This window comes from Streptomyces sp. NPDC058701 (genome assembly GCF_042715295.1).
Classification (GTDB): domain Bacteria; phylum Actinomycetota; class Actinomycetes; order Streptomycetales; family Streptomycetaceae; genus Streptomyces.
Genome location: NZ_JBHXSY010000003.1, coordinates 290249 through 311946, shown reverse-complemented (window position 1 = coordinate 311946; position 21698 = coordinate 290249). Strand labels below are relative to the sequence as shown.

Annotated in this window: 20 protein-coding genes; 11 read left to right on the top strand and 9 right to left on the bottom strand. The window is 73.7% G+C overall.

What is annotated here, in order from left to right; translation table 11 throughout:
- Nucleotides 1-8: 8 nt before the first annotated feature.
- A complete protein-coding gene (locus tag ACFWW8_RS04855) occupies nucleotides 9-1016 on the top strand; it encodes a sugar phosphate isomerase/epimerase family protein (protein WP_386523654.1) in 1008 nt (335 codons plus the stop codon).
- A 390-nt stretch (nucleotides 1017-1406) separates the two neighbouring features.
- Here the strand turns inward: ACFWW8_RS04855 and ACFWW8_RS04850 are convergent, their stop codons facing one another.
- Nucleotides 1407-1955, bottom strand: a complete 549-nt coding sequence (locus ACFWW8_RS04850) for a phosphatase PAP2 family protein (RefSeq protein WP_386523651.1) — start codon at nucleotides 1953-1955, stop codon at nucleotides 1407-1409.
- A gap of 308 nt (nucleotides 1956-2263) precedes the next feature.
- Between ACFWW8_RS04850 and ACFWW8_RS04845 the strand changes: the two genes are divergently transcribed.
- Nucleotides 2264-2893 (top strand): hypothetical protein, encoded by a 630-nt coding sequence (locus tag ACFWW8_RS04845; RefSeq protein WP_386523649.1) that lies wholly within the window; start codon nucleotides 2264-2266, stop codon nucleotides 2891-2893.
- A gap of 153 nt (nucleotides 2894-3046) precedes the next feature.
- Nucleotides 3047-3331 carry a hypothetical protein gene (locus ACFWW8_RS04840; RefSeq protein ID WP_383912324.1) on the top strand — a complete coding sequence of 95 codons (285 nt, stop codon included), beginning with the start codon at nucleotides 3047-3049 and terminating at the stop codon, nucleotides 3329-3331.
- A gap of 158 nt (nucleotides 3332-3489) precedes the next feature.
- On the opposite strand, the gene ACFWW8_RS04835 is transcribed toward ACFWW8_RS04840, so the two are convergent.
- A complete protein-coding gene (locus tag ACFWW8_RS04835; protein WP_386523647.1) occupies nucleotides 3490-3921 on the bottom strand; it encodes a winged helix-turn-helix transcriptional regulator in 432 nt (143 codons plus the stop codon).
- A gap of 87 nt (nucleotides 3922-4008) precedes the next feature.
- Here ACFWW8_RS04835 and ACFWW8_RS04830 point away from each other — a divergent pair, with 87 nt between their 5' ends.
- Nucleotides 4009-4827 carry an NAD(P)H-binding protein gene (locus ACFWW8_RS04830; protein ID WP_386523645.1) on the top strand — a complete coding sequence of 273 codons (819 nt, stop codon included), beginning with the start codon at nucleotides 4009-4011 and terminating at the stop codon, nucleotides 4825-4827.
- Between the two features lie 432 nt (nucleotides 4828-5259).
- On the opposite strand, the gene ACFWW8_RS04825 is transcribed toward ACFWW8_RS04830, so the two are convergent.
- The 4 genes from ACFWW8_RS04825 to ACFWW8_RS04810 form a co-directional block, all read right to left on the bottom strand.
- Nucleotides 5260-6783 (bottom strand): aldehyde dehydrogenase family protein, encoded by a 1524-nt coding sequence (locus tag ACFWW8_RS04825; protein WP_386523642.1) that lies wholly within the window; start codon nucleotides 6781-6783, stop codon nucleotides 5260-5262.
- 51 nt (nucleotides 6784-6834) lie between these two features.
- The gene (locus ACFWW8_RS04820; protein WP_386523640.1) at nucleotides 6835-8190 is read right to left on the bottom strand and encodes a GAF domain-containing protein; all 1356 of its coding nucleotides are present in this window, start codon (nucleotides 8188-8190) and stop codon (nucleotides 6835-6837) included.
- A 175-nt stretch (nucleotides 8191-8365) separates the two neighbouring features.
- Nucleotides 8366-9652, bottom strand: a complete 1287-nt coding sequence (locus ACFWW8_RS04815; RefSeq protein ID WP_386523637.1) for an SWF or SNF family helicase — start codon at nucleotides 9650-9652, stop codon at nucleotides 8366-8368.
- A complete protein-coding gene (locus tag ACFWW8_RS04810; protein WP_386523635.1) occupies nucleotides 9649-12729 on the bottom strand; it encodes a DEAD/DEAH box helicase in 3081 nt (1026 codons plus the stop codon). Before ACFWW8_RS04810 ends, ACFWW8_RS04815 begins: the two co-directional genes overlap by 4 nt.
- A gap of 181 nt (nucleotides 12730-12910) precedes the next feature.
- Between ACFWW8_RS04810 and ACFWW8_RS04805 the strand changes: the two genes are divergently transcribed.
- A complete protein-coding gene (locus ACFWW8_RS04805; protein WP_386523633.1) occupies nucleotides 12911-13093 on the top strand; it encodes a hypothetical protein in 183 nt (60 codons plus the stop codon).
- Nucleotides 13094-13245: 152 nt separating this feature from the next.
- Here the strand turns inward: ACFWW8_RS04805 and ACFWW8_RS04800 are convergent, their stop codons facing one another.
- Nucleotides 13246-14025 (bottom strand): hypothetical protein, encoded by a 780-nt coding sequence (locus ACFWW8_RS04800; protein ID WP_386523630.1) that lies wholly within the window; start codon nucleotides 14023-14025, stop codon nucleotides 13246-13248.
- Nucleotides 14026-14160: 135 nt separating this feature from the next.
- Between ACFWW8_RS04800 and ACFWW8_RS04795 the strand changes: the two genes are divergently transcribed.
- Nucleotides 14161-15075, top strand: coding sequence for an oxygenase MpaB family protein (locus ACFWW8_RS04795; RefSeq protein WP_386523627.1), 915 nt, complete (start codon nucleotides 14161-14163; stop codon nucleotides 15073-15075).
- Nucleotides 15076-15197: 122 nt separating this feature from the next.
- Here ACFWW8_RS04795 and ACFWW8_RS04790 read toward each other — a convergent pair whose 3' ends face one another.
- Complete coding sequence (locus ACFWW8_RS04790) at nucleotides 15198-15797, bottom strand: class I SAM-dependent methyltransferase (RefSeq protein ID WP_386523624.1); 600 nt, start codon at nucleotides 15795-15797, stop codon at nucleotides 15198-15200.
- A 168-nt stretch (nucleotides 15798-15965) separates the two neighbouring features.
- Here ACFWW8_RS04790 and ACFWW8_RS04785 point away from each other — a divergent pair, with 168 nt between their 5' ends.
- From ACFWW8_RS04785 to ACFWW8_RS04765, 5 genes are all read left to right on the top strand, one after another.
- Nucleotides 15966-16742: an MHYT domain-containing protein gene (locus tag ACFWW8_RS04785; protein WP_386523621.1), complete on the top strand. Its 777-nt coding sequence runs from the start codon at nucleotides 15966-15968 to the stop codon at nucleotides 16740-16742.
- 159 nt (nucleotides 16743-16901) lie between these two features.
- The gene (locus tag ACFWW8_RS04780) at nucleotides 16902-19499 is read left to right on the top strand and encodes a nitrate- and nitrite sensing domain-containing protein (RefSeq protein WP_386523618.1); all 2598 of its coding nucleotides are present in this window, start codon (nucleotides 16902-16904) and stop codon (nucleotides 19497-19499) included.
- Complete coding sequence (locus ACFWW8_RS04775; RefSeq protein WP_386523615.1) at nucleotides 19496-19939, top strand: roadblock/LC7 domain-containing protein; 444 nt, start codon at nucleotides 19496-19498, stop codon at nucleotides 19937-19939. Before ACFWW8_RS04780 ends, ACFWW8_RS04775 begins: the two co-directional genes overlap by 4 nt.
- 68 nt (nucleotides 19940-20007) lie before the next feature.
- Entirely contained in the window at nucleotides 20008-20334 is a 327-nt protein-coding gene (locus ACFWW8_RS04770; RefSeq protein WP_386523732.1) for a DUF742 domain-containing protein, read from the top strand.
- A complete protein-coding gene (locus ACFWW8_RS04765; RefSeq protein WP_386523613.1) occupies nucleotides 20334-21056 on the top strand; it encodes an ATP/GTP-binding protein in 723 nt (240 codons plus the stop codon). Before ACFWW8_RS04770 ends, ACFWW8_RS04765 begins: the two co-directional genes overlap by 1 nt.
- Before the next feature lie 105 nt (nucleotides 21057-21161).
- On the opposite strand, the gene ACFWW8_RS04760 is transcribed toward ACFWW8_RS04765, so the two are convergent.
- Complete coding sequence (locus tag ACFWW8_RS04760; protein WP_386523612.1) at nucleotides 21162-21599, bottom strand: PPOX class F420-dependent oxidoreductase; 438 nt, start codon at nucleotides 21597-21599, stop codon at nucleotides 21162-21164.
- Nucleotides 21600-21698: the final 99 nt, after the last annotated feature.

Here is a 21698-nt window from a genome sequence, read left to right as displayed (position 1 = left end):
AAGAGCCGATGCCCCGTTCCTTCACGCTGTTCACCGGACAGTGGGCCGACCTGCCGCTTGAGGAAGTCTGTGCGTTCGCCCGCGACCACGGCTATGACGGCCTCGAACTCGCCTGCTGGGGCGACCACTTCGAGGTCGACAAGGCACTGTCCGACCCGTCCTACGTGGACGGCCGTCGGACCCTGCTGGAGAAGTACGGCCTGCGGTGCTGGGCGATCTCCAACCACCTGGTCGGCCAAGCCGTCTGCGACGACCCCATCGACGAACGCCACCAGGGCATTCTGCCCGGCCGGATCTGGGGCGACGGCGACCCGGAGGGGGTGCGCAGACGTGCGGCGGCCGAACTGAAGGACACCGCCCGAGCAGCCGCGGCCTTCGGCGTCGACACCGTCGTCGGCTTCACCGGATCCTCGATCTGGCACCTGGTGGCCATGTTCCCGCCCGTCCCCGAGCGCATGATCGAGCGGGGCTACGAGGACTTCGCCGAGCGCTGGAACCCCATTCTCGACGTGTTCGACACCGAGGGCGTCCGCTTCGCCCACGAAGTGCACCCCAGCGAGATCGCGTACGACTACTGGACGACCGAGCGGGCCCTGGCAGCCGTCGGGAACCGGGCCGCGTTCGGGCTCAACTTCGATCCGAGCCACTTCGTCTGGCAGGACCTCGACCCGGTCGGCTTCCTCTACGACTTCCGGGACCGCATCTACCACGTCGACTGCAAGGAGGCCCGCAAACGCCTCGACGGACGCAACGGCAGGCTCGGCTCCCACCTGCCGTGGGGCGACCCGAGGCGCGGATGGGACTTCGTCTCGGCCGGACACGGCGACGTCCCGTGGGAGGACGTCTTCCGGATGCTGCGCTCCATCGGATACGACGGCCCGATCTCGGTGGAGTGGGAGGACGCGGGGATGGACCGGCTGACCGGAGCACCCGAGGCGCTCGCCCACCTCAAGCGGTTCGACTTCGACCCGCCGAGCGCCTCCTTCGATGCCGCGTTCTCCGGGCGCGAACCGTAGTCACCACCCGGGAGCCGGAACCGCCGCCCTCGCGGAGCGGCGCTTCATGAGCCGGCGGCGGGCGAGGAGGCGCCGTACTCCCCGCCCGCCGTCTCCGGGCGGCCCCGGGCTGGTGGGAGCCGCCGCCGTCGGGAGGACGGGGCCCGATCGTGTCCATGGCCCAGGTCAAGCGCCGTTCCTGATCGCTTGGAGCAAGCCCAGGTTCTTTGGGAAGCAACTTGCCCATGGGTTCTTCGTCTGCTGGTGGTACACACCGCGCATGGCCGCTGACCAGCGGAAATGGCCACGATGTGGCCAAGCGGCAGGCGGTTGGTCCGCGTATGGACCGGATCTTGGTCGGCACGGACGGGACCTCTGACCGATGGCCCATGGCGGCGGGGCGGGTCGGGGTCAGGGCAGGTGGCGGATGAGCAGGCGGGGTGTTGCCCGGACGAGTGCGGCCGCGGCCAGCCCGACGGCGGCACCTGCGGCGACGTCAGAGGGGTAGTGCGCGCCGCTGTGGACGCGCTGGACCGCGACCAGCACCGCAGGGACGGCGCAGGCGGCACCCGCCCACGGCCAGGCCGGGACGACGGCCGCGGTGAACGCCACTGCGGCGGCAGTGTGCCCGGAGGGGAAGGAGGAGCTGTCGGGCCGGTCCTCGACATCGTCGTGCGGTATCCACTGCTTGGGCGGTCTGGGGCGCTCGACGAGCTTCTTGGCGACCCCGTTGGACAGCAGCTCCGCCACTGCCATCGCCGTGACACCGGCGGCCGCAGCCTTGCGGCCCCGCCAGCGCCCGCCGGCCGCCATGATCACGGCGGCGGCCCACCACAGTTTCGTGTGTTCGGCCGCCTCCTCGACCGGCGGCAGCACCCGGCGGGCCCAGACCGAATCCCAGGCGGCCATCCGTTTGGTCAGCCGATGATCACCGTTGCGCAGCGAAGCCAAGATTTCCATAGGTCGCCGCTTCCCGCCTGCGACCGCGCGACACGCTCTTCCCTCCACGCGGCGGTGGCGACGCGAAACGCGCGCACCCTGCGAAGACCGGCCGTAATTTTAAGGCAAAGGCATATGCATCCCTCACATTGGACGGCAAGAAGAGGCCTGGCTTGAGCGGCGACTGCTGGGCAGTAACCGTCGTCACCGGAGTTTGCGGGGTGGTATTAGCCCAGGTGGGCGTCTCGTCTGGCCGGTGCGGCCGATCACCATGAGCCTGATTGCGGAGCCCTGCGACCGCAGGGACACGTGTGTCTGGAAGGACGCAAATGTCTGAACGCAACACGGTCATGCGCAGTCTTCACGACCTCGGCCTGGCGGCCTGGTTCGGAGGCTCTCTCATGGGCGCCGTCGGGTTGAACAAAGCGGCGCGCACCGCCGTCGAGGAGCCGGCCCTCGCCTCCCGGATCGCCAGCATCGGCTGGGCCGCCTGGACACCGGTCAACGCGGCCGCGATCGGCGCCCATCTGGTAGGCGGCGCCGCCCTGCTGGGGGCCAACAGTGCCCGGGTGGCCCACCAGAGCGGCGTCGGCGCCTCCACCATCGCCAAGACGGTCCTCACCGGAGCCGCGCTCGCCGCCACCGCCTACAGCCGAACCCTGGGCAAGAAGATCGAGCTCGCCTCGTCCCCCGACTCCCAGGATCAAGAGGCGGCCGACGGCCACCCCGTGGAACTTGAGCGGGCACAGCGCCACCTCGCGATGCTGCAGTGGGCCCTGCCGGCACTGACCGCCGGGATGGTGGTGCTCAACGCCCTGCACGGAGAGCAGCAGCGCCCTGAGCAGCAGAAGGCGGGGATGCTGCGCCGTGCCGCCTCGCCCCTGGCCATGGCCGGAGGAACCGGTCTGGCCGCCGTACGCCGTGCGAGCCACCACCGCGCGATGAACGGCCACTGCTGAGATCACCGGCCAGGCCCGGCAAGTCGCCGGCCTGACCCTTCGGCTGGTCACTCACGCACCTCAGCACGCCCGCCAAGAGCTGCCCACGGGCCCGGGGAAGCCCAGTCCGCACCCGTACCCGTACCCGAAATCATCCACGCGAGGAGAGACACCATGGCCAGAGCCGCCACGACCAAGGTGACGCAGCCCGTCACGGACGACAGCATCAAGGTCCGTCAACTCAGCCACTACCAGTTCAGCTGGGTTGCCGGCGAGCCCGCGGAAAAGGGCACTCTCACCCTGCAACTCGTACTCGACGAAGGCGCCTGGGAAGAGGTGCTGACCGTCGACATCGACGACGCCGACGTCCTCCAGGACCTCCTGCGCAACACGCCGACCGTGCACTACGACGTCAGCCGCCGCACCCTGATGTTCGGCGTCACAGCCGTCGGTACCTGAAGGCAGCCTCAGGTACGGATCTGAGTGTGAGAAGTGATCCCACTTCCGGGCGGCGGGCGCTTCTGGAACCGAGCGGTCGGGGCCCGCGTCGAGGCACTGAGCGCGGCGCGGGGGCCGTGCTCGGGCGGCGTCGGCACGGCTGGATTCGGGCGCATGCGTTACTGAGCCTCGAGTCTCGCGTCGAAGGCGGCCCGGGCATCGGCGATGGGGGCGCGATGGCCGATGGACCAGTCGGCGATGGCCTTGATGAGGTGGCTCAGGTTGCGGCCCATGTCGGTCAGCTCGTACTCGACCTGCGGTGGAATGGTCGGGTGAACGGTGCGCTTGACGAGGCCGTCGCGCTCTAGACGGCGCACAGTGAGAGTGAGCATGCGCTGCGAGATGTCACCGGGGATCAACCGCTGAAGCTCCTTGAAGCGACGTACACCTGCGGTGAGTTCGACCATGACGTAGACGGACCACTTGTCGCCGAGCCGGTCCAGGACGTCCCGGACCCCGCACTCGTCCTGCGGGGTTTCGCAGCTGATCACGAGGTCAGCCGAGTGATCCACCCCCGGGGTGGTGGTTACCGCTGTGTGCCCTGCTGACATGAAAGTGCCTCCTTATGCGGTCGTCTGCCGCCGGTGATCATGGTTTCAGTCATCGGTGACAACCACGACATGAGGGGGAACCATCCCATGCTCCTGATCACAGGCGCTTCCGGCGGACTCGGTACGTTGGTTGCAGGGCACTTCGCAGGCAGGGACGACGTGGTGCTCGGAACCCGCAGACCCGCGGAGGGCGAACGGCATGTCGATTTCGACGACCCGGCATCGCTCGACTTCTCCGGGATCGACACCCTCCTGCTCATCTCGGCAGGCGAGGGTGAGGACGACATCGTCATCCGCCGCCACGAAGCGGCCATCTCGGCAGCGGAGAAGGCGGGTGTGCGCCACATCGTCTACACCAGTCTCAGCGGGGACGGCGACCATCTGGCGTACGCACTCGCCCACCGCTGGACCGAGCGCCGGTTGCGTTGGTCCTCCGTAAACTGGACGATTCTTCGCAACGGCCTGTACGCGGAGTTCCTCGCCGCCATCGCAGCGCCGGGCGACCCGGACCTGACGATCACCGCGCCACTGGGCCGGGTCCGCCTCGCCGCAGCGGCCCGCGCGGACCTGGCGGAGGTGGCGGCCACGGTCTCCACGGATCCCGCAGCACACGCCGGCAAAGTGTACGAACTGGTCGGCGAGGTGGCTTTCGGGGGTGCCGAGCTGGCGGCCGCGGTCGGCGGCTCGTACGAACCCTCCTCGCTCGCCACGGCGCGGGAGGCTCTCGCGGGCTCGGTGAGCCATGCGTTCCAGGTGCCGATGCTGGTCGGGACATACTCGGCGATCGCCGGCGGATTCCTGGACGGGGCTGCGCTTCCCCGGGGCGAGCTGCGGGCGCTGCTCGGGCGCGCACCGCAGTCGGCGATCGAGGTCTACGCCGCGACCGTGCGGGCATCTGCGTCATGAAGTACGGCGAGCCTTCGCCAGTCGAGCTCCCCCGGCGCCCGACGACCGCAGGGCGGCAGCCCGGTGGCAGACCACCGACTACCAGACCAACGGCTTCCTCGGAGAACGGCCCCGGCCTCCTTGTCTCTCAGGAGGTCGTCGGGGCGGACACCGGCCAGGCTCACGGGATGCATGTGGAGCGCATTGCCCACCCCGTGCACGCAGCAGCGCCGGTCTTTACAGGCTGTCCGGCCCGGCGTGGCCCGCCGCCCAGGCGCTTCGCCCATGAGCCGTCGACCGCCTTGAGCAAGACCGCGAACACCGCCGCGGCATCCTCGCGGTACCGCCCCTCGAGCAACAACCCGGAACCCAAGTGCGCGTCAATAGCGTGTGAGTGACGGTCAGTCAGCCGTCGCGCCTCAAACCCCAGGTCAGGCGCCCCTTTCCGGCTCTCTAAAAGAAGCCCAGCCTCTTCGGTGAGTAGGACACCAGAAGGTTCTTCGTCTGCTGGTAGTGCTCCAGCATCATCTTGTGGGTTTCGCGGCCGATGCCGGACTGCTTGTAGCCGCCGAAGGCCGCGTGGGCCGGGTAGGCGTGGTAGCAGTTCGTCCACACGCGGCCCGCCTGGATCGCGCGGCCCGCGCGGTAGGCCGTGTTGACGTCACGGGTCCACACGCCAGCGCCCAGGCCGTACGCCGTGTCGTTGGCGATCCGTACGGCGTCGTCGAAGTCCTGGAACGAGGTCACCGACACCACCGGCCCGAAGATCTCCTCCTGGAAGATCCGCATGCGGTTGTCGCCCTCGAACACGGTCGGCTGGACGTAGTAGCCGCCCGCCAGGTCTCCGCCGTGGTCGATGCGCGCCCCGCCCGTGAGGATCTTGGCGCCCTCCCGTTGGCCTATCTCCACGTACGACAGGATCTTCCGCAGCTGCTCCTGCGACGCCTGCGCGCCGATCATCGTCGCCGTGTCCAACGGGTGTCCCGGCACGATCAGTTCGGTGCGGGCGACGGCCGCGTCGAGGAAGTCCGCGTACCGGCCGCGCTCGATCAGCGCGCGCGAGGGGCTCGTGCAGACCTCGCCCTGGTTGAGGGCGAACATCGTGAAGCCCTCCAGCGCCTTGTCGCGCAGCTCGTCGTCCGTCGTCCAGATGTCGTCGAAGAAGAGGTTGGGGCTCTTGCCGCCGAGTTCCAGCGTGACCGGCTTCAGGTGCTGCGCCGCGTACTGCATGATCATCCGCCCCGTGGACGTCTCGCCGGTGAACGCGATCTTCGCCACGCGCGGGCTGGAGGCGAGGGGCTTGCCGGCCTCCTCGCCGAAGCCGTTGACGATGTTCACCACACCCGGCGGCAGCAGGTCGGCCACCAGGCTCAGCCAGAAGTGCACCGAGACCGGCGTCTGTTCGGCCGGCTTGAGCACCACCGTGTTACCGGCCGCCAGGGCCGGCGCGATCTTCCACACCGCCATCAGGATCGGGAAGTTCCACGGGATGATCTGGCCGACCACGCCCAGCGGTTCGTGGAAGTGGTAGGCCACCGTGTCGTCGTCGATCTGGCTGAGCGCCCCCTCCTGCGCGCGCAGCGCGCCCGCGAAGTAGCGGAACTGGTCGACGGCCAGAGGGATGTCGGCCGCCAGGGTCTCCCGGACCGGCTTGCCGTTCTCCCAGGTCTCGGCGACGGCCAGGGCCTCCAGGTTCTGTTCCATCCGGTCCGCGACGCGCAGCAGGATCGTGGACCGCTCCGCGACGGAGGTGCGCCCCCAGGCCGGGGCGGCCGCGTGGGCCGCGTCCAGTGCCGCTTCGACGTCCTCGGCGGTCCCGCGCGCGACCTCCGTGAACGCCTCGCCGTTGACGGGGGAGGGGTTGGCGAAGTACCTGCCACGGACCGGTTCGACGTACTCGCCGCCGATGAAGTGGCCGTAGCGGGACGCGTACGACATGAGCGCCCCCTCGGTTCCGGGCGCAGCGTATCGGGTCACGGAGTCCTCCCCAGCCGGGCGCCGCCGCCGTCGGCAGCGCTCGTGAGGACGCTAGGGGCCCACGGGTTGCGACCGGGTTGCACGCCCGCTCCGGACCGCCTCGGGGCGTACGGCACCCTGCCGCGGGCCCAGTTCGAGGTCCAGGGCGCGCACGCGGGCCAGCGCCGCAGCCCGGCGCCCGGGTGGCAGCGCGTGCGCGAGCGCCTGCCAGGCCTCCGGGTCGTCCGCGCCCCACGGGCTGCACACCCAGTCCGTCAGCAGCCCGGCATCCGCCCGGGCGACGACCGCCGCCCGCGCCTGGTCCTCGATGCGGCGGCGCAGCCGGACGATGCCCGGCGCCGTGGAAGCGGGCAGCAGGGGACCGGGGTACCGGTGCAGGGCGGCGGAGACGGCCCCGCCGGCGAGTCGCCGGGTCAGGGCGGAGAAGTCCGCCGCCAGCGGAACGGCCGTACGGTAGGGGCGCGACAGCGGTGCGCCGTCGCCCAAGAGCCCGCGCAGCCGTGACATCTCGGCGCGCAAAGTCACCGGTGACACGGTCTCGTTCTCGTAGAGCGCGATCACCAGCTCCTCACCCGACAGGCCCTCCGGGTGGTGTGCGAGCAGCGCCATGATCTCGCTGTGCCGGCGGCTCAGCCGCACCGTGCGGCCTCCCGATACCAGCAGCGCCTCGTCCCGGCCGAGCGCGGTGAGCGTGTCCGCGGCGGCTCCGGTGGCACCGGACGCCGGGTCCGGCTCCGGGTCCGGCTCCGGGTCGAGGAGGGCCAACTGGGCCTCCGCCGCCCGGGCCACCGCCCGTACGAAGGCGAGCGAGTGGGGCAGCGCGAGCCCGTCGCCGCCGGTGATGTCCACCGCGCCCAGCACACCGCCGGTGCGCGGGTCCCGCACCGGAGCCGCCGCACACGTCCACGGGTGCACCCGGCGGCTGAAGTGCTCCGCCCCGAAGACCTGCACGGGCTCGCCGACCGCGACGGCCGTGCCGGGGGCGTTGGTGCCCATGGCCGTCTCCGACCAGCGTGCTCCGGGGACGAAGCCGAGCCGCTCCGCCCGCCGCAGGGTGCCCGGCTCGCCCTCGACCCAGAGCAGCCCGCCCCGCGCGTCGCACACCGCCAGCAGATGGCCTCCGTGCGCCGCGAAGGCCCCGACGAGGTCCCGGAACACCGGCATCGCCCGGGCCAGCGGATGCTCCGCGCGGTACCGGCACAGCTCCGCCTCCGCCAACTCCACCCGGGGCGCGCACTCGGGGCTGACCCGGGCCCGGGCGCACCGCCGCCACGACCGCGCGATCACCGCCCGGACCGGCGCCTCCACCCGGCCGTCCCGGGTGAACGCGGCGTGCGCGCGCCGCAGTTCCCGCGTGCGCTCGACGGGGTCGGTCCCGCCCGGCAGCGCCACCAACGGATCGCTCATGTCACCCTCCCGTGGTGCCGCGGCCCCTGGAGCGCCCCCATCGTCGTCCCGCATCCGGGCCCCGGCAAGCGGTCCGCCGGCCAGGCCTTCGGCGAGTCCGTCGGCGCGGACCTTCGCGCGGGCCCGTGCCGCGTCGCCGTTCCGGCGCCCGCGGGGTGCGCGCCGCGGCGCCGTTCTACGGGGAGTCCGGGGCCAGCGCCGTCCAGGCCGAGGCCGGGTCCGGGGCCGACGGCCCCGCCGGGACCCACCGCCCCGCCTCGCGGCGGTACGGCCACCAGCGGCCCTCCCGGCCCAGCCGGAGCTGCAGCCCGGCGTCCGCCGCGGTCCAGCGGGCGCGGACGCGGCGGAGCGCCGGTGCCTCTTCGTCCGCCCAGGCCGCGGTGAGCGCCGCCCGGGCCCGGGCCAGTCCCGCCCGGTCCGGCGCCCAGTCGTCCTCCAGCGCCGCGAGTGCCGGTGCCCGGCCGAAGCCCCAGGCCCGTACGGCCAGTTCCATCGCGGCCCGGTCCCTGCCGAGAGCCGCCGCCAGGCGGGACCGCACCCGGACGTCGCCGGCCTCCGCCGTGAGCCGTACGGCGTCTTCGGCATGCGTCAGCGGGGCCGACGGGGTGCGCTCGGCGTGGCCGGGAGCCAGCGCGCGTGCCAGCAGCCGGTACGCCTCGGTCGCGGCGGCCTGTGCCAGGAACTCCACCGCGTCCACGTCCAGCCCGTCCGGCTCGGCCTCCGTGTCCAGCGTCGGCGGCTGGCCCGGCGCCTCCGGCAGGGCGGGCGGCGGGGGCAGTGCGGCCGCGGCCGTGCGGGCTGCGTGGGCCGCGTACGCCGCTGCCGCAGGGACGCCCGCCGGGTCCGCCGCGGCGGGTTCCGGGCCGGCGTCGTCCGCCTCGGCCCCCGCGACGCTGCGTTCCTCCAGCTCGTGCACCAGCGCCCGTTCGCCGCGGCCGCGCAGGAGCAGCAGCACGAACGGGTCCTGGTCCAGCAGCCGGGCGACCTGGTAGCACAGCGCCGCCGTGTGCGGGCAGTGGTCCCACTCCCCGCAGTCACACCGCGGGTCGAGGTCCCCGATGCCGGGCAGCAGCTCCACCCCGGCCTCCGCCGCGTCCTCGGCCAGTTCCGGCGGCACCTCCCGGTCCAGGAGCGCCGCGATGTGCCCCGACTCGGCCGCCGCGAGCCCGAGCAGCCGGTTCCACTGCGCCTCCGTGAACTCCTGCACCAGCACGTCGGTGCGGTGCGCCGTCCCGTCCCGGTCGCGCACCACCGCGGTCAGCCCGCCCGGGCGCACCGAGACCGCCCCCACCGCGCCGGTGCGCGCGTACCGGCGGCCCTTCTTGACCTGCTCCCCGTCCAGGGCGCTGTCCTCCAGGGCGCGCAGCCAGGCATGGCCCCACCAGGTGTGCGCGAAGCCGCGGCCGGGCGGGGTGGGCGGGAGCGCCGCGAAGGTCTTCTCGTACGGATCCCTGCTGCTCATCCGTCACTCCCCGCGGCCGGGCGCAGTGCCACGAGCTCGGCCAGTTCGGCATCGGTCAGTTCGGTCAGCGCGCCCTCGCCGCCCGTGAGGACGGAGTCGGCCAGGGCCCGCTTGCGGGCCAGCATTTCGGCGATGCGGTCCTCGACGGTGCCTTCGGCGATGATCCGGTGGACCTGTACGGGCTGGGTCTGGCCGATGCGGTAGGCGCGGTCCGTGGCCTGTTCCTCGACGGCCGGGTTCCACCAGCGGTCGTAGTGGACGACGTGTCCGGCCCGGGTCAGGTTCAGTCCGGTGCCGGCCGCCTTGAGGGACAGCAGGAACACGGGCACCTGCCCGTCCTGGAAGCGGTCGACCAGCTCCTCACGGCGCGGCACCGGCGTCCCCCCGTGCAGCAGCTGTGCGGCGATCCCGCGCCCGGCGAGGTGCGTCTCCAGGATCCTGGCCATGGCCACGTACTGGGTGAACACGAGGACCGAGCCGCCCTCGGCGAGGATCGTGTCCAGCAGCTCGTCGAGGAGTTCCAGCTTCCCGGAACGTCCGCCCGCGGCGCCCGTGGGACCCGCGCCGTGCCCGTGCAGGTACTGCGCGGGGTGGTTGCAGATCTGCTTGAGGGAGGTGAGCAGCTTGACCACCAGGCCGCGCCGCTCCATGCCGTCCGCCTCCGCGATCGAGGCGAGCGTCTCGCGCACGACGGCCTCGTACAGCGCGGCCTGCGCCGGACTGAGGGCGACGGCGTGGTCGGTCTCGGTCTTGGGCGGCAGCTCGGGCGCGATCCCGGGGTCGGACTTCTTGCGGCGCAGCAGGAACGGCCGGACGAGCGCGCCCAGTCGGGCGGCCGCCCTGGGGTCGCGCCCGCTCTCGACGGGGTCGGCGTAGCGGCTGCGGAAGGTGCCGAGGCGGCCGAGGAGCCCGGGCGTGGTCCAGTCGAGGACGGCCCACAGCTCGGAGAGGTTGTTCTCGACGGGCGTTCCGGTCAGCGCCACGCGGGCGGAGGACGGGATGGTGCGCAGGGCCTTGGCGGTCGAGGAGTGCGGGTTCTTGACGTGCTGGGCCTCGTCGGCGACGACCATGCCCCAGCGGGCGGCCGCGAGCGTGGCCGCGTCCAGGCGCATCGTGCCGTACGTGGTCAGGACGAACCCGCCGGTGACACCGGCGAGGTTGCGCCCCGGGCCGTGGAAACGGCGTACCGGGGTGCCCGGCGCGAACTTCTCGATCTCCCGCTGCCAGTTGCCCAGCAGCGAGGCCGGGCACACCACGAGCGTCGGCCCGGCGGTGGCCGGCCGCTCCGGGGCGTTGCGGTGGAGGTGGAGGGCGATGAGGGTGACGGTCTTGCCGAGGCCCATGTCGTCGGCCAGGCAGGCGCCGAGGCCGAGCGAGGTCATCCGGGCCAGCCAGCGCAGGCCGCGCAGTTGGTAGTCGCGCAGGACGGCCCGCAGTTCCGGCGGTGCGTCGGGACCCTCGTCCCCCGACGGGTCGGCGGTGAGCCGCGCCCGCAGCTGTGCGAGGGCGCCCGTGGCCTCGACCGGTACCGGTCTGCCGTCCAGGTCCGCCGAGCCGGTGAGCACGGCCGCCAGCGCGTCCGCGCCGGAGACCTTGCCGTCGCGCCGGGCGCGGGCCCGGCGGGCCTCGGCGGGATCGATCAGGACCCACTGGTCGCGCAGCCGGACCAGGGGGCGCTTGGCCTCGGCGAGCCGGTCGAGCTCGGCGGGGGTCAGGTCGCCCTGGCCGCCGCCGAGCGTGTAGCGCCAGCCGAAGGAGAGCAGAGCGTCGGGGGAGAGCAGTCCGGAGGGCGTGGAGGGCGTGGACGGGGGAGGGGCGGTGCCGGTGCCAGGGCCGGTGCCGGGGCCGGTGCGGTCCGCGGGGCCCGTGGAACCGGGGGGTTCCGGCGCTCCGACGACAGCGCGGACGGTGAGGGTACGGGCGAACCCGCGCGGCCAGTGCACCTGCACCCCCTCGGCGGCCAGGGCGCGCGAAGCCGCCCCGAGCAGTTCGGCGACCTCCTCGTCGGCGAGCCCGACGGCGTCCGGCACGGCCGCGCCCAGCAAGGGGTCGAGCGCGGGCCACAGCCGCGCGGCGCGGCGCAGCGCGCGCAGGGCGTCCATCCGGGCCCGCGGCGGGAAGGCGGCCGCGGCGGCCCCGGCCCCGGCCCACACGTCGGCGGCGTCGGCCACCAGGGCGGCGTCGGCCAGGCTGTGCATCTGGAGGACGGCGCGGAAGGAGGAGGCGGCGTTGCGGTCGTCGGCATCGGCGCCCTCGTCGGGGGATTCGACGTACGCCTCGGGGGTTTCGACGAGCTCGATCCGCAGCGAGATCCGTACGCCCGCGTCGTGCCCGGCGGCCACCTCGGCGGCCCAGTCGCGCAGGCCCGGCTGGAGCCGTGGCTCCCGGGCGGCGTAGGCGGGCCCGCCGGCGGCGGCGGGCGCGGCGGGGGAACGGGGCAGGGTGTCCGCGACGGCGTCGAGGAAGGCCCGGAGCAGGGGTTCCGGGGCGGGGAGCCTCAGCGGTCCGTCCGCGGTCAGGGGCACGCAGTGGGCACCGGGGGGCATGGCGGCGGCGAGTTCCCGGACCGCGTCCAGATCGGCGGGCGCGAGTGGCCCGATCCGCCAGGCGTCACGGCCCCCGGGACTGAGGCCGGGCAGCAGCTGCCCGCGGGCCGCGAACCCGAGGGCCAGCAGGGCGGCCGCGCCCCAGAAGGCCGTGGCGGAACCGGGGTGGGAGGGGCCGCCGCGATCGGGCGGGGACTCCGCGCCGAACAGGGCGGCCCGGGCCCGGGTGAGCAGCGGCAGGGCCTCGCCGACGGGCAGGACGAGCGCGGTCACGGCGGTGCGGCGCAGGTCGGGCGTGACGACGGTCAGCGACTCGAACCGACCGGCACCGGCAATGGCACCGGTCCCGACTCCGGCGCCTGCTCCGGCCGCTGCCCCGGCCCCGGCTCCGTCCTGCGAACCGGCCCCGAGGCGCGGAGCCCCGCCATCCGGGTGCCAGAGCGCGATCCTGCCGCACCGCGCGGGGTCGTCGGGAAGGAACACGGCCGAGCAGTGGAGGAGGTGATCGAGGCCGGAGATCTCAGGAAGCACGCATTCCTCAAACTTGACTACCGAATTCAGAGTGGCCGAGAGTACCCCACCCGGACCCCGGGAAGGCTCCGTCCGGGCCGTGACCCGGGTCACTTTCCGGCCGGTTCGCGCGTCGGGGAACGAGGGGTCGCGGCGGCGCGTTGAGGGGGTAGTGGTCGACGACAGAAGGAGGTGTCCGCAGATGTCCACGAGCGGAAAGGTCGCGGTTGCCGGAGTCGTGGCAGCCATCGTGTTGTTCTGGTCGGTCGGGTTCTGGGCGGGACTGCTGGTCCTGATCGGTGTACCCGCTGCCGCCTACCTCCTGCTGGACTCCTCCCAGCGCCGTCGCCTCCGGGGTATATCCCGGAAGCAGATCGGCCGCTGACACCGGCCACCGGCTACCGGCCTCCACACGACGTCCGGCAACGCACGAGACGCTGCCAGGAGTCGCGCCGGGCCCCCAGGCCTCCCCGGCCCCCGGTCCGCATCCCGCGAGCCGTTCGGTCGCGAGGGTCGTTCCGAGGGCCCGTCGCGAGGTCAGGCAGGGCGGGCCGCCATGCGGTCCAAGGCCCCCAGCAGTTCCGGGAGTTCCGGCCGCATCTCGCGGGGGACCGCGAGCACCTCGCCCGGCTCCTCGTCCAGGAGGACGAACGCCGCGTCGCCGGTCCGGGCCACCAGCGACCAGCCGGGCCCGTCCGCCCGCAGCGTCCGGGCCCCCTCGCCCGCGAACGATGACCGCACCCGGCCGGGCGGTGGCGGGGTCCGGGTGTACCCGGCGGCCTCCTCCAGTGCCCGGGCCAGCCCCGGATGCGCCGCGGCGGCCGCGCCGCCGTCCGTCGCCTCGCGCTCGCGCCAGTCCGCCCACTCCCGGGCGATCTGGTCCGCGCCCATCCGGCGCTGGACCGGCCCCCAGGCCTCGGCCGAGGGCGGCGCCAGCGGCACCCGCCCGGTGCCGTCCGCGCCCTGCTCGGGGTCGTGCGGCTCCGGGATCCCCGAGGCCGCCACCGACAGCGCCAGCGGCCAGCCCGCCAGAGAGGCGACGATCGTCCGCTCGTCGGGCGACAGGTCGTACTCCATTCCGCAGTCCCAGGACGCGATGGCGGCGGCGACCAGCGAGACGTCGTCCACGACGACCGTCCAGCGTGCGCCCTCCTCGTCCTGGCCGAGCACCAGCCCGTATCCGGCCCGCGCCGGCGCCACGCCCAGCAGCGCGCACGCCTCGGGGAAGTCGTCGCCCAGGACGCTCGGGAACTGTGCGGGGGTCATCAGTACGGCGGTCAGCACGTACAGCGAGCCGCCACCCTCGTCGTCGGACACCTGGCCTCCCGGTAGCTCTCTCGTCGGCGCACCCTAACCAGCGGGTAACCCGCCCGTCGAGAGCCTTCGGGTGACGATTTCCAAGGCAGCTACCTGCACGTAGAGTTGGGAGCCCGCCACAGAAAGGGACATCCGGTGCAGCGATACGACCGGCTGAGGGAGATCCTCCGGCTCGATCCCGACCAGGACTTCCTCGCCATCTACCGGCTCACCACCACCTACGAATTCCCCTGGGACTTCGCCCGGGCCCTGGAACTCGCCCTCTTCCGCACCTACGCGGTCCCCTCCATCGGCCGTCTCCTGGCCGAGACCGCGGAGTTCACCGACCGGGCCCAGCGGCGCTACGACGACACCGCGCTGCTCCTCGACGCGGTCGTGGAGCACGGCTTCGAGAGCGACACCGCGCGCACCGCGATCCGACGCGTCAACCAGATGCACCGCAGCTACGACATCTCCGGCGACGACATGCGCTACGTCCTGTGCACGTTCGTGGTGGTTCCGGCGCGCTGGCTGGACGCGTACGGATGGCGCCCGCTGACCCACCACGAGCGCAGGGCTTCGGCCAACTACTACGGTCACCTCGGCCGACACCTGGGCATCACGGACATCCCGGACTCCTTCGAGGAGTTCGAGGCCACGATGGACGCCTACGAGAGGGCCCACTTCGGCTGGCACGAGGGCGGACGCAAGGTCGCCGACTCCACCCTCGGCCTGATGGCCTCCTGGTACCCGGCGCCGCTGGCCCCCGCCGTGCGCGGCGCCGGCCTCGCCCTCCTGGACGATGCCCTGCTGGACGCCTTCCGCTACGGGCGGCCGAACGCGGGCGTCCGGCGGCTGGTTCGCGGCGCCCTGCGGCTGCGCGGTCGCGCCGTACGGCTACTGCCGCCGCGTCGGGCCCCGCACCACGCCCGCCAGAACCCGGAGATCAAGAGCTACCCCGATGGCTACGACGTGGGCGAGCTCGGCACGTTTCCCGTGCCCGGCACGGGCGGCTGCCCCATACCGCATCCCCGCCGGCCCTCCGGAGCCGAGGCCCAGCCTCCGGCGTGATCCCGGGTGCGTCCGCGCGTCCCGGGCGCGGGGTCGACGTACGAGACCGTGCGCCGACCCCGCTGCGCGCGGCCCCGCCAGGCGTCCACCCCGCGGCTGAGCGGGCCGGCGCACCGGCCCGCTCACGCGCGACGTACGGCCAGCACCAGGTAGCGGTCGTCCTCGTCGGCGTACGAGGTCATGTCCCAGCCCGAACCAGCGAGCAACGGGCGGAGGTTGGGCTCGGCCCGCATGTCCTGCGGGGTGAGGTCGCGGCCGTGGCGCGCGGCCAGGGCGGCCCGCCCGATCGGGTGGAACAGTGCGAGCCCGCCGCCGGGGCGGACCACCCGGGCCAGCTCGCGCAGGTTCGCCCCCGGGTCGGGCAGGTGGGCGATGAGACCGGCCGCGAACACCGCGTCCAGGCATCCCACGCGCAGCGGCAGCCGGGCGACGTCCGCGAGCAGCAGCGCGCCGTCGGCCGCCCGTCCGGCCCGCCGGGCGGCGGCCAGCATCTGCGGGGTCAGGTCGGCGCCGAGCACCGTACCGGAGGGGCCCACGGCCGCGCGCAGGGCGGGCAGCGCCCGTCCGGTGCCGCAGCCCGCGTCGAGCACCCGGTCGCCCGGCCGCAGTCCGAATTCGGCCACGGCCGTCACGAAGGCGGGCCCGTCGCCGGGGAACTTTCGGTCCCAGTCCGCGGCGCGCGCGCCGAAGAACTCCTGTACGTGTGTGTGGTCTTCGCTCATGCGCCCATGATCCCCCACGGCGGTCGGCGCGGGCGCGCGCGGACCGTGCGCAAGGTGGTACGCCGCGTGATCGAAGACAAACGTATCTCTGTCATATTCCAGCAGTTCCAGCGGCTTTCGAAATGCGCTCCCTGTTCGCGCCCTCACCCGGACTAGCGTCCGGTGGCCATGGGACACCTGGACCACGCCGCCTACGGCTGGCTGACACCCGCGCTGTCATACGTGATGGCATCGATCGGCGCCGCCCTCGGCCTGCGCTGCACCGTCCGCGCGCTCGCCGCGACGGGCACCTCCCGCCGCAACTGGCTCCTCGCCGCCGCCTCCGCCATCGGCACCGGCATCTGGACGATGCACTTCGTCGCGATGCTGGGCTTCGAGGTCATCGGCACCGAAATCCACTACAACGTGCCGCTGACCATCCTCAGCCTCCTCGTCGCTATGGCGGTCGTCGGCGCCGGGATCTTCGCCGTCGGGTACGGCAGGAGCCCCCGCCGGGCCCTCGTCCTGGGCGGCCTCACCACCGGCTTGGGCGTCGCCAGCATGCACTACCTGGGCATGGCGGCCCTGCGCCTGCACGGCGAGGTCTCCTACGACCCGCTCGCCGTCGGGCTGTCCGTCGCCATCGCCGTGATCGCCTCCACCGCCGCGCTGTGGGCCGCGCTCAACATCAGGTCGCCGCTGGCCGTGGCCGGCGCCTCGCTCGTCATGGGGGCCGCCGTCAGCAGCATGCACTACACCGGGATGCTGGCCGTCGCCGTCAAGGTCATCCCCTCGGAGGCGGCCCTGTCCGGGGCCACCGCCACCCAGTTCATCTTCCCGCTCGCGGTCGGGCTCGGTTCCTACCTGTTCATCACAGCCGCCTTCGTCGCGCTCTCTCCCACGGCCGACGAACGCGCCGCCTCCGCCTCCGCCCAGAACCCGGGGGAGCGGGCCGTCGCGCACTGAGCGGGCGGCGCGGCCACCGCGCCGACGGCACCGTCCGCAGCCACCGCACCGCCCCGACACCGCAGCCCGCACCGCCCCGACACCGCACCGCACCGCACCGCCCCGACACCGCAGCCCGCACCGCCGCACCCGCAGGCACCGCCCCGGAACGAGGAGCCCATGCGCACACCCCGCAGAAAACCGGAAGCAGCGGCGCAGCGGCTGCCCGCGCCCCCGGCCCGCGGACGCCGGGCGCACGCCGGGCCCCCCGCCGAGGAGCCGGCCCCGCCCGGGCCCTCCCCGTACGGCCGCCCCGGTCCGGCCGGCGCGCAGGGGTACCGGCCCCGGCTGCGCCTGCGGCCCCGTACCGTCCGGGCGAAGATCGTCTCGCTGCTGATGGTCCCGGTCGTCTCCCTCCTCGCACTCTGGGGCTTCGCGACCGTCAGCACCGCCCAGGACATCGCCCGCCTCAGCCGGGTCCAGCGCATCGACGCCGAGATACGCACGCCCGTCGCGGCCGCCGTCATCGAGCTCCAGGCCGAGCGGCGCATCGCCGTACGCCTGCTCGCCGACCCCGCCGCCGACCAGCGGGCCGCCCTCGACCAGCAGGCCCGCCGCACCGACGGCGCCGTCCGGCGGCTGCGGCTCGGCGACCGGCACACCGTCGCCGACTCCGGCGGCCACCGCGCCGACATCGTGGCGCGCCTCGGCGCGTTCGTCGTCGCCGCCGAGGCCCTGGCGCCCGGCCGCGAGGACATCGCCGGCCGGCGCACCAAGCCCGAGGCCGCCCACCAGGCGTACACCCGGGCCGTCGACGCCGCCCTGGCCGTGGGCGGGGCCCTCACCGGGGGCGAGGACGCCGAACTCGGTCCCGACGCACGGGTCCTCCTCGAATTCGACCGTGCCGCGGAACTGCTGTCCCGGGAGGACGCCCTGTTCGCCCTGCCGGGCCAGCGCACCGCCGAAACGCTTCGGCAGCTGACCAGCGCCGTCGAGGCCCGCCGCATCCTCACCGACTCCGCCGCCCGCGACCTCCCCGCCGGCCGGCGGGCCTCCTGGCAGGCCGTCGCCGAGAGCGCCGTCTACGCCGACCTCACCGGCGCCGAGGACCGGGCGCTGGCCGTCGGCACCGCCCGCGAGGCCCAAGGGCCGCCCGCCGGATGGGAGGCCGCCCACGCCTCCGTCGGCGCCTCGATGCGGGAGATCGGCGAAGCGGCGCGCACCGCCGCCGCCGACCGCGCGGACCCGTTCGCCGGGGGAGCGCTCAGCGCGGCCGGCGCCGCCGTACTGCTCGGCCTCGCCGCCGTCGCCGCCTCCCTCGTCATCTCGGTCCGCATCGGGCGGGCGCTGGTGGTGGAACTGGTCTCGCTGCGCAACACCGCCCTGGAGATCGCCCGCCGCAAACTCCCGGAGGCGATGGACCGGCTGCGCGCCGGCGAGGAGATCGACGTCGCCGCGGAGACCCCGCCCGGCGCCCCCGCCGACGACGAGATCACCCAGGTCGGGGAGGCCCTGGCCACCGTCCACCGGGCCGCGCTCCGCGCCGCCGTCGAGCGGGCCGAACTCGCCAGCGGGGTCTCCGGCGTGTTCGTCAACCTGGCCCGCCGCAGCCAGGTCCTCGTCCACAAACAGCTCACCCTGCTCGACTCCATGGAACGCCGCGCCGACGACCCCGGCGAACTCGGCGACCTCTTCCGGCTCGACCACCTCACCACCCGGATGCGCCGCCACGCCGAAAGCCTGATCATCCTGTCGGGAGCCGCACCGGGACGCGCCTGGCGCATGCCGATCCCCCTCACCAACGTCGTCCGGGCCGCGGTCTCCGAGATCGAGGACTACCCGCGGGTCGAGGTGCGCCAGCTCGCCGAGGCTGCCGTCGTCGGCGGCGCCGTAGCCGACCTCACCCACCTGCTCGCCGAGCTCATCGAGAACGCCACCCAGTTCTCCCCGCCGCACACCAAGGTGCGGGTCAGCGGCGAGCCCGTCGGCGCCGGCTACGTCCTGGAGGTCGAGGACCGCGGTCTGGGCATGGGCCGCGGCGCCCTGGACGACGCCAACCGCCGCATCGAGCAGTCCGAGGCGCTCGACCTCTTCGACAGCGACCGGCTCGGCCTCTTCGTGGTCAGCCGCCTCTCGGCCCGCCACGGGATCCGGGTCCACCTGCGCACCTCACCCTACGGAGGGACCACTGCCGTGGTGCTCCTGCCGAACTCCCTGCTCCAGGGCGCCCTCACGCCCGGCGCCCCCGCACCGGAAACCCAGGAGCCGCCTGCCGCCCGCTCCGCCGCGGAGCAGCCGCCGTCCGCCCCGGCCGTACGGGAGGGGCCGCGGGCCACCGCCGTACCGGAGGAGGCGCGGCCCCCGGCCGTCCGGGAGGAGCCGTACGCGGCCCCGCTCCCGGGCCGGACCCCCGCCGCGCCGGGGCCGCCGCCCGCGCCGCGGCCGCGCCCCGCCCCGGTGGCGCCGCTCCGGCCACGCACCCCCGGTGGTGCGGCCAGCCGTACGCCGGCCGACACGGGGGGCGGACCGCAGGGCGTCCGGGACGTTCCGGACGCCTCGGTGACGGAACTGCCGCGCCGCGTGCGCCAGGCCAGTCTGGTACCGCAGCTGCGCGAGGCTCCCGAGCCCAAGGTCCCGGCAGGCGCCGGCGGCCCCGAGGACCCGCCGGGCCGCAGCCCGGAACAGGTCCGGGACCGGATGGCGGCCTACCGGGACGGATGGGTCCGGGGGTCCCGTGAGAACGCCTCCCACGCCGTCAGTGAAGGAGAAGAACGATGATCGAACACAAGAGAAGCGACCTCGGCGGAGCCCGCAGGTCCGGCGAACTGGACTGGCTCCTGGACGACCTGGTGATGCGGGTCCGTGAAGTCCGGCACGCTGTGGTCCTGTCCAACGACGGGCTGGCGGTCGGCGCCTCCAGTGCGCTGAGCCGGGAGGACGCGGAGCACCTGGCCGCCGTGGCCTCCGGCTTCCACAGCCTGGCCAAGGGCGCGGGCCGGCACTTCCACGCCGGGGGCGTGCGACAGACGATGGTGGAGATGGACGAGGGATTTCTGTTCGTGGCGGCTGCCGGGGACGGCTCGTGCCTGGCCGTCCTCAGCGCCGCGACCGCGGACATCGGCCTCATCGCCTACGAGATGGCCCGGCTGGTCAAGCAGGTCGGCGAGCACCTCTACACCCCGGCCCGGCTCGCGGCTCGCCCGCCGGCCGCCGGCTGAGGGCGGCCCGGGACGTGAACGGCCAGTGGTACGACGCGGACGCGGGCCCGCTGGTCCGGCCCTACGCCATGACCGGTGGACGTACGAAGCCGGGACCCCACGGGGTGCGCTTCGACCTGATCGCGCTGGTCGTCGTGGACCCGGAGGGAACCGACGCGGACACCGAGGCGCTCCTCGGTCCCGAACACCGGTCCCTGCTCCGGCTCTGCCGGTCCGAGACCCAGTCGGTGGCGGAGCTGGCCGCCGACGCCGACCTGCCGGTGGGCGTGGTGCGGGTCCTCCTCGGCGACCTGCTGGAGGGCGGGCACGTCAAGGTCAGCAGACCGGTGCCGCCGGCCCAGCTGCCGGACGAGCGGATTCTGCGTGAAGTCATCGACGGATTGCGAGCGCTGTGATGGGACGACACGACGACGGGTCCGGGGATCGGGTCCGGAACACCGGTCCCGGGGACGACGGTTCCGCGCACCGGGCCCCGGACACCGACCCCTGGGACGCCGCCGCGGACACCGGTCCCGACGACGACGGGGAACTGGCCGCTCTGGCGCTGAAGATCCTGGTGGCCGGCGGTTTCGGGGTGGGGAAGACCACGCTGGTGGGCGCCGTGAGCGAGATCCGCCCGCTGCGGACCGAGGAGGCGCTGAGCGAGGCGGGCGAACTGATCGACGACACGGACGGGGTGGACCAGAAGACGACCACGACCGTGGCCATGGACTTCGGGCGGATCACCATCCGGTCCGGGCTGTCGCTGTACCTGTTCGGGACGCCGGGGCAGGACCGCTTCTGGTTCCTGTGGGACGAGCTGTCGCAGGGTGCGCTCGGCGCCGTGGTGCTCGCCGACACACGACGGCTGGAGGACTGCTTCCCGGCGGTCGACTACTTCGAGCACCGGCGCATCCCGTTCGTCGTCGCCGTCAACTGCTTCTCGGACGCGCGCCGGTACGGAGCGCACGACGTATCGCGGGCGCTGGACCTGAACCAGGGCACGCCGGTCCTGCTGTGCGACGCGCGGGACAAGGACTCGGGGAAGGAAGTGCTGATCAGGCTGGTCGAGTACGCGGGACGGGTCCACACGGCCCGGCTGCTCGACTCGGTGGAGCCGCAGGCCGACCCGGTGTGAGCCGGCCCGCCGCCCACGGGTCGCCGACCGTCGCCCGCCCGTCGCCGTCCGCCGCCGCCCGGCCGAAGGGCGCCGGAGCGCCGCGGTGCTCCGACGGGGCGCTCCTCAGTCCGCCACTCCCGCTGTGGCGATCACCTTGTCGATCGGGACCCGGACGAGGAGCTCGCCCGGGACGGCGTTGCGACGGCCGAAGGCTTCGCCGCGCTCCTCGCCCATGTAGCGGGCGCCGATCCTGGTCGCCCAGGCGAGCATCGCCTCCGGGTCGTCGGCGTGCTCGCTGATCTCGGCACGGCCCTGGAGCACGACGTACGCGAACGGAGGCCGGTCGTCGTCGACACACAGCGCGACGCGGCCGTCGCGGGCCAGGTTCCGCCCCTTGACGGTGTCCTTTCCCGTGTTGAACACGAAGGAGTCGCCGTCGAGCACGAACCAGACGGGGGCAATGTGCGGACTGCCGTCCTCGCGGACGGTGGAGAGTTTGCCGGTACGGGTGGAATGCGAGGCGAAAGCCCGCCATTCCTCTTGCGTCATCTTCTTCGCCATGGGGACATCCTCCTTGTCGGAAAGGCGCTGGTGGGGAAGGCTGGCGGCACGACTACGCGGGGTGGGGCGCGACCACGGCGGCGGCGCCCACGGGAGGGG

Bases quoted from the DNA above. Each gene is read 5' to 3' on its own strand.
- ACFWW8_RS04855 (WP_386523654.1), top strand. From the start codon at position 9: ATGCCCCGTTCCTTCACGCTGTTCACCGGACAGTGGGCCGACCTGCCG.
- ACFWW8_RS04850 (WP_386523651.1), bottom strand. From the start codon at position 1,955: ATGGAAATCTTGGCTTCGCTGCGCAACGGTGATCATCGGCTGACCAAA.
- ACFWW8_RS04845 (WP_386523649.1), top strand. From the start codon at position 2,264: ATGTCTGAACGCAACACGGTCATGCGCAGTCTTCACGACCTCGGCCTG.
- ACFWW8_RS04840 (WP_383912324.1), top strand. From the start codon at position 3,047: ATGGCCAGAGCCGCCACGACCAAGGTGACGCAGCCCGTCACGGACGAC.
- ACFWW8_RS04835 (WP_386523647.1), bottom strand. From the start codon at position 3,921: ATGTCAGCAGGGCACACAGCGGTAACCACCACCCCGGGGGTGGATCAC.
- ACFWW8_RS04830 (WP_386523645.1), top strand. From the start codon at position 4,009: ATGCTCCTGATCACAGGCGCTTCCGGCGGACTCGGTACGTTGGTTGCA.
- ACFWW8_RS04820 (WP_386523640.1), bottom strand. From the start codon at position 8,190: ATGAGCGATCCGTTGGTGGCGCTGCCGGGCGGGACCGACCCCGTCGAG.
- ACFWW8_RS04815 (WP_386523637.1), bottom strand. From the start codon at position 9,652: ATGAGCAGCAGGGATCCGTACGAGAAGACCTTCGCGGCGCTCCCGCCC.
- ACFWW8_RS04805 (WP_386523633.1), top strand. From the start codon at position 12,911: ATGTCCACGAGCGGAAAGGTCGCGGTTGCCGGAGTCGTGGCAGCCATC.
- ACFWW8_RS04790 (WP_386523624.1), bottom strand. From the start codon at position 15,797: ATGAGCGAAGACCACACACACGTACAGGAGTTCTTCGGCGCGCGCGCC.
- ACFWW8_RS04785 (WP_386523621.1), top strand. From the start codon at position 15,966: ATGGGACACCTGGACCACGCCGCCTACGGCTGGCTGACACCCGCGCTG.
- ACFWW8_RS04780 (WP_386523618.1), top strand. From the start codon at position 16,902: ATGCGCACACCCCGCAGAAAACCGGAAGCAGCGGCGCAGCGGCTGCCC.
- ACFWW8_RS04775 (WP_386523615.1), top strand. From the start codon at position 19,496: ATGATCGAACACAAGAGAAGCGACCTCGGCGGAGCCCGCAGGTCCGGC.
- ACFWW8_RS04770 (WP_386523732.1), top strand. From the start codon at position 20,008: ATGACCGGTGGACGTACGAAGCCGGGACCCCACGGGGTGCGCTTCGAC.
- ACFWW8_RS04765 (WP_386523613.1), top strand. From the start codon at position 20,334: ATGGGACGACACGACGACGGGTCCGGGGATCGGGTCCGGAACACCGGT.
- ACFWW8_RS04760 (WP_386523612.1), bottom strand. From the start codon at position 21,599: ATGGCGAAGAAGATGACGCAAGAGGAATGGCGGGCTTTCGCCTCGCAT.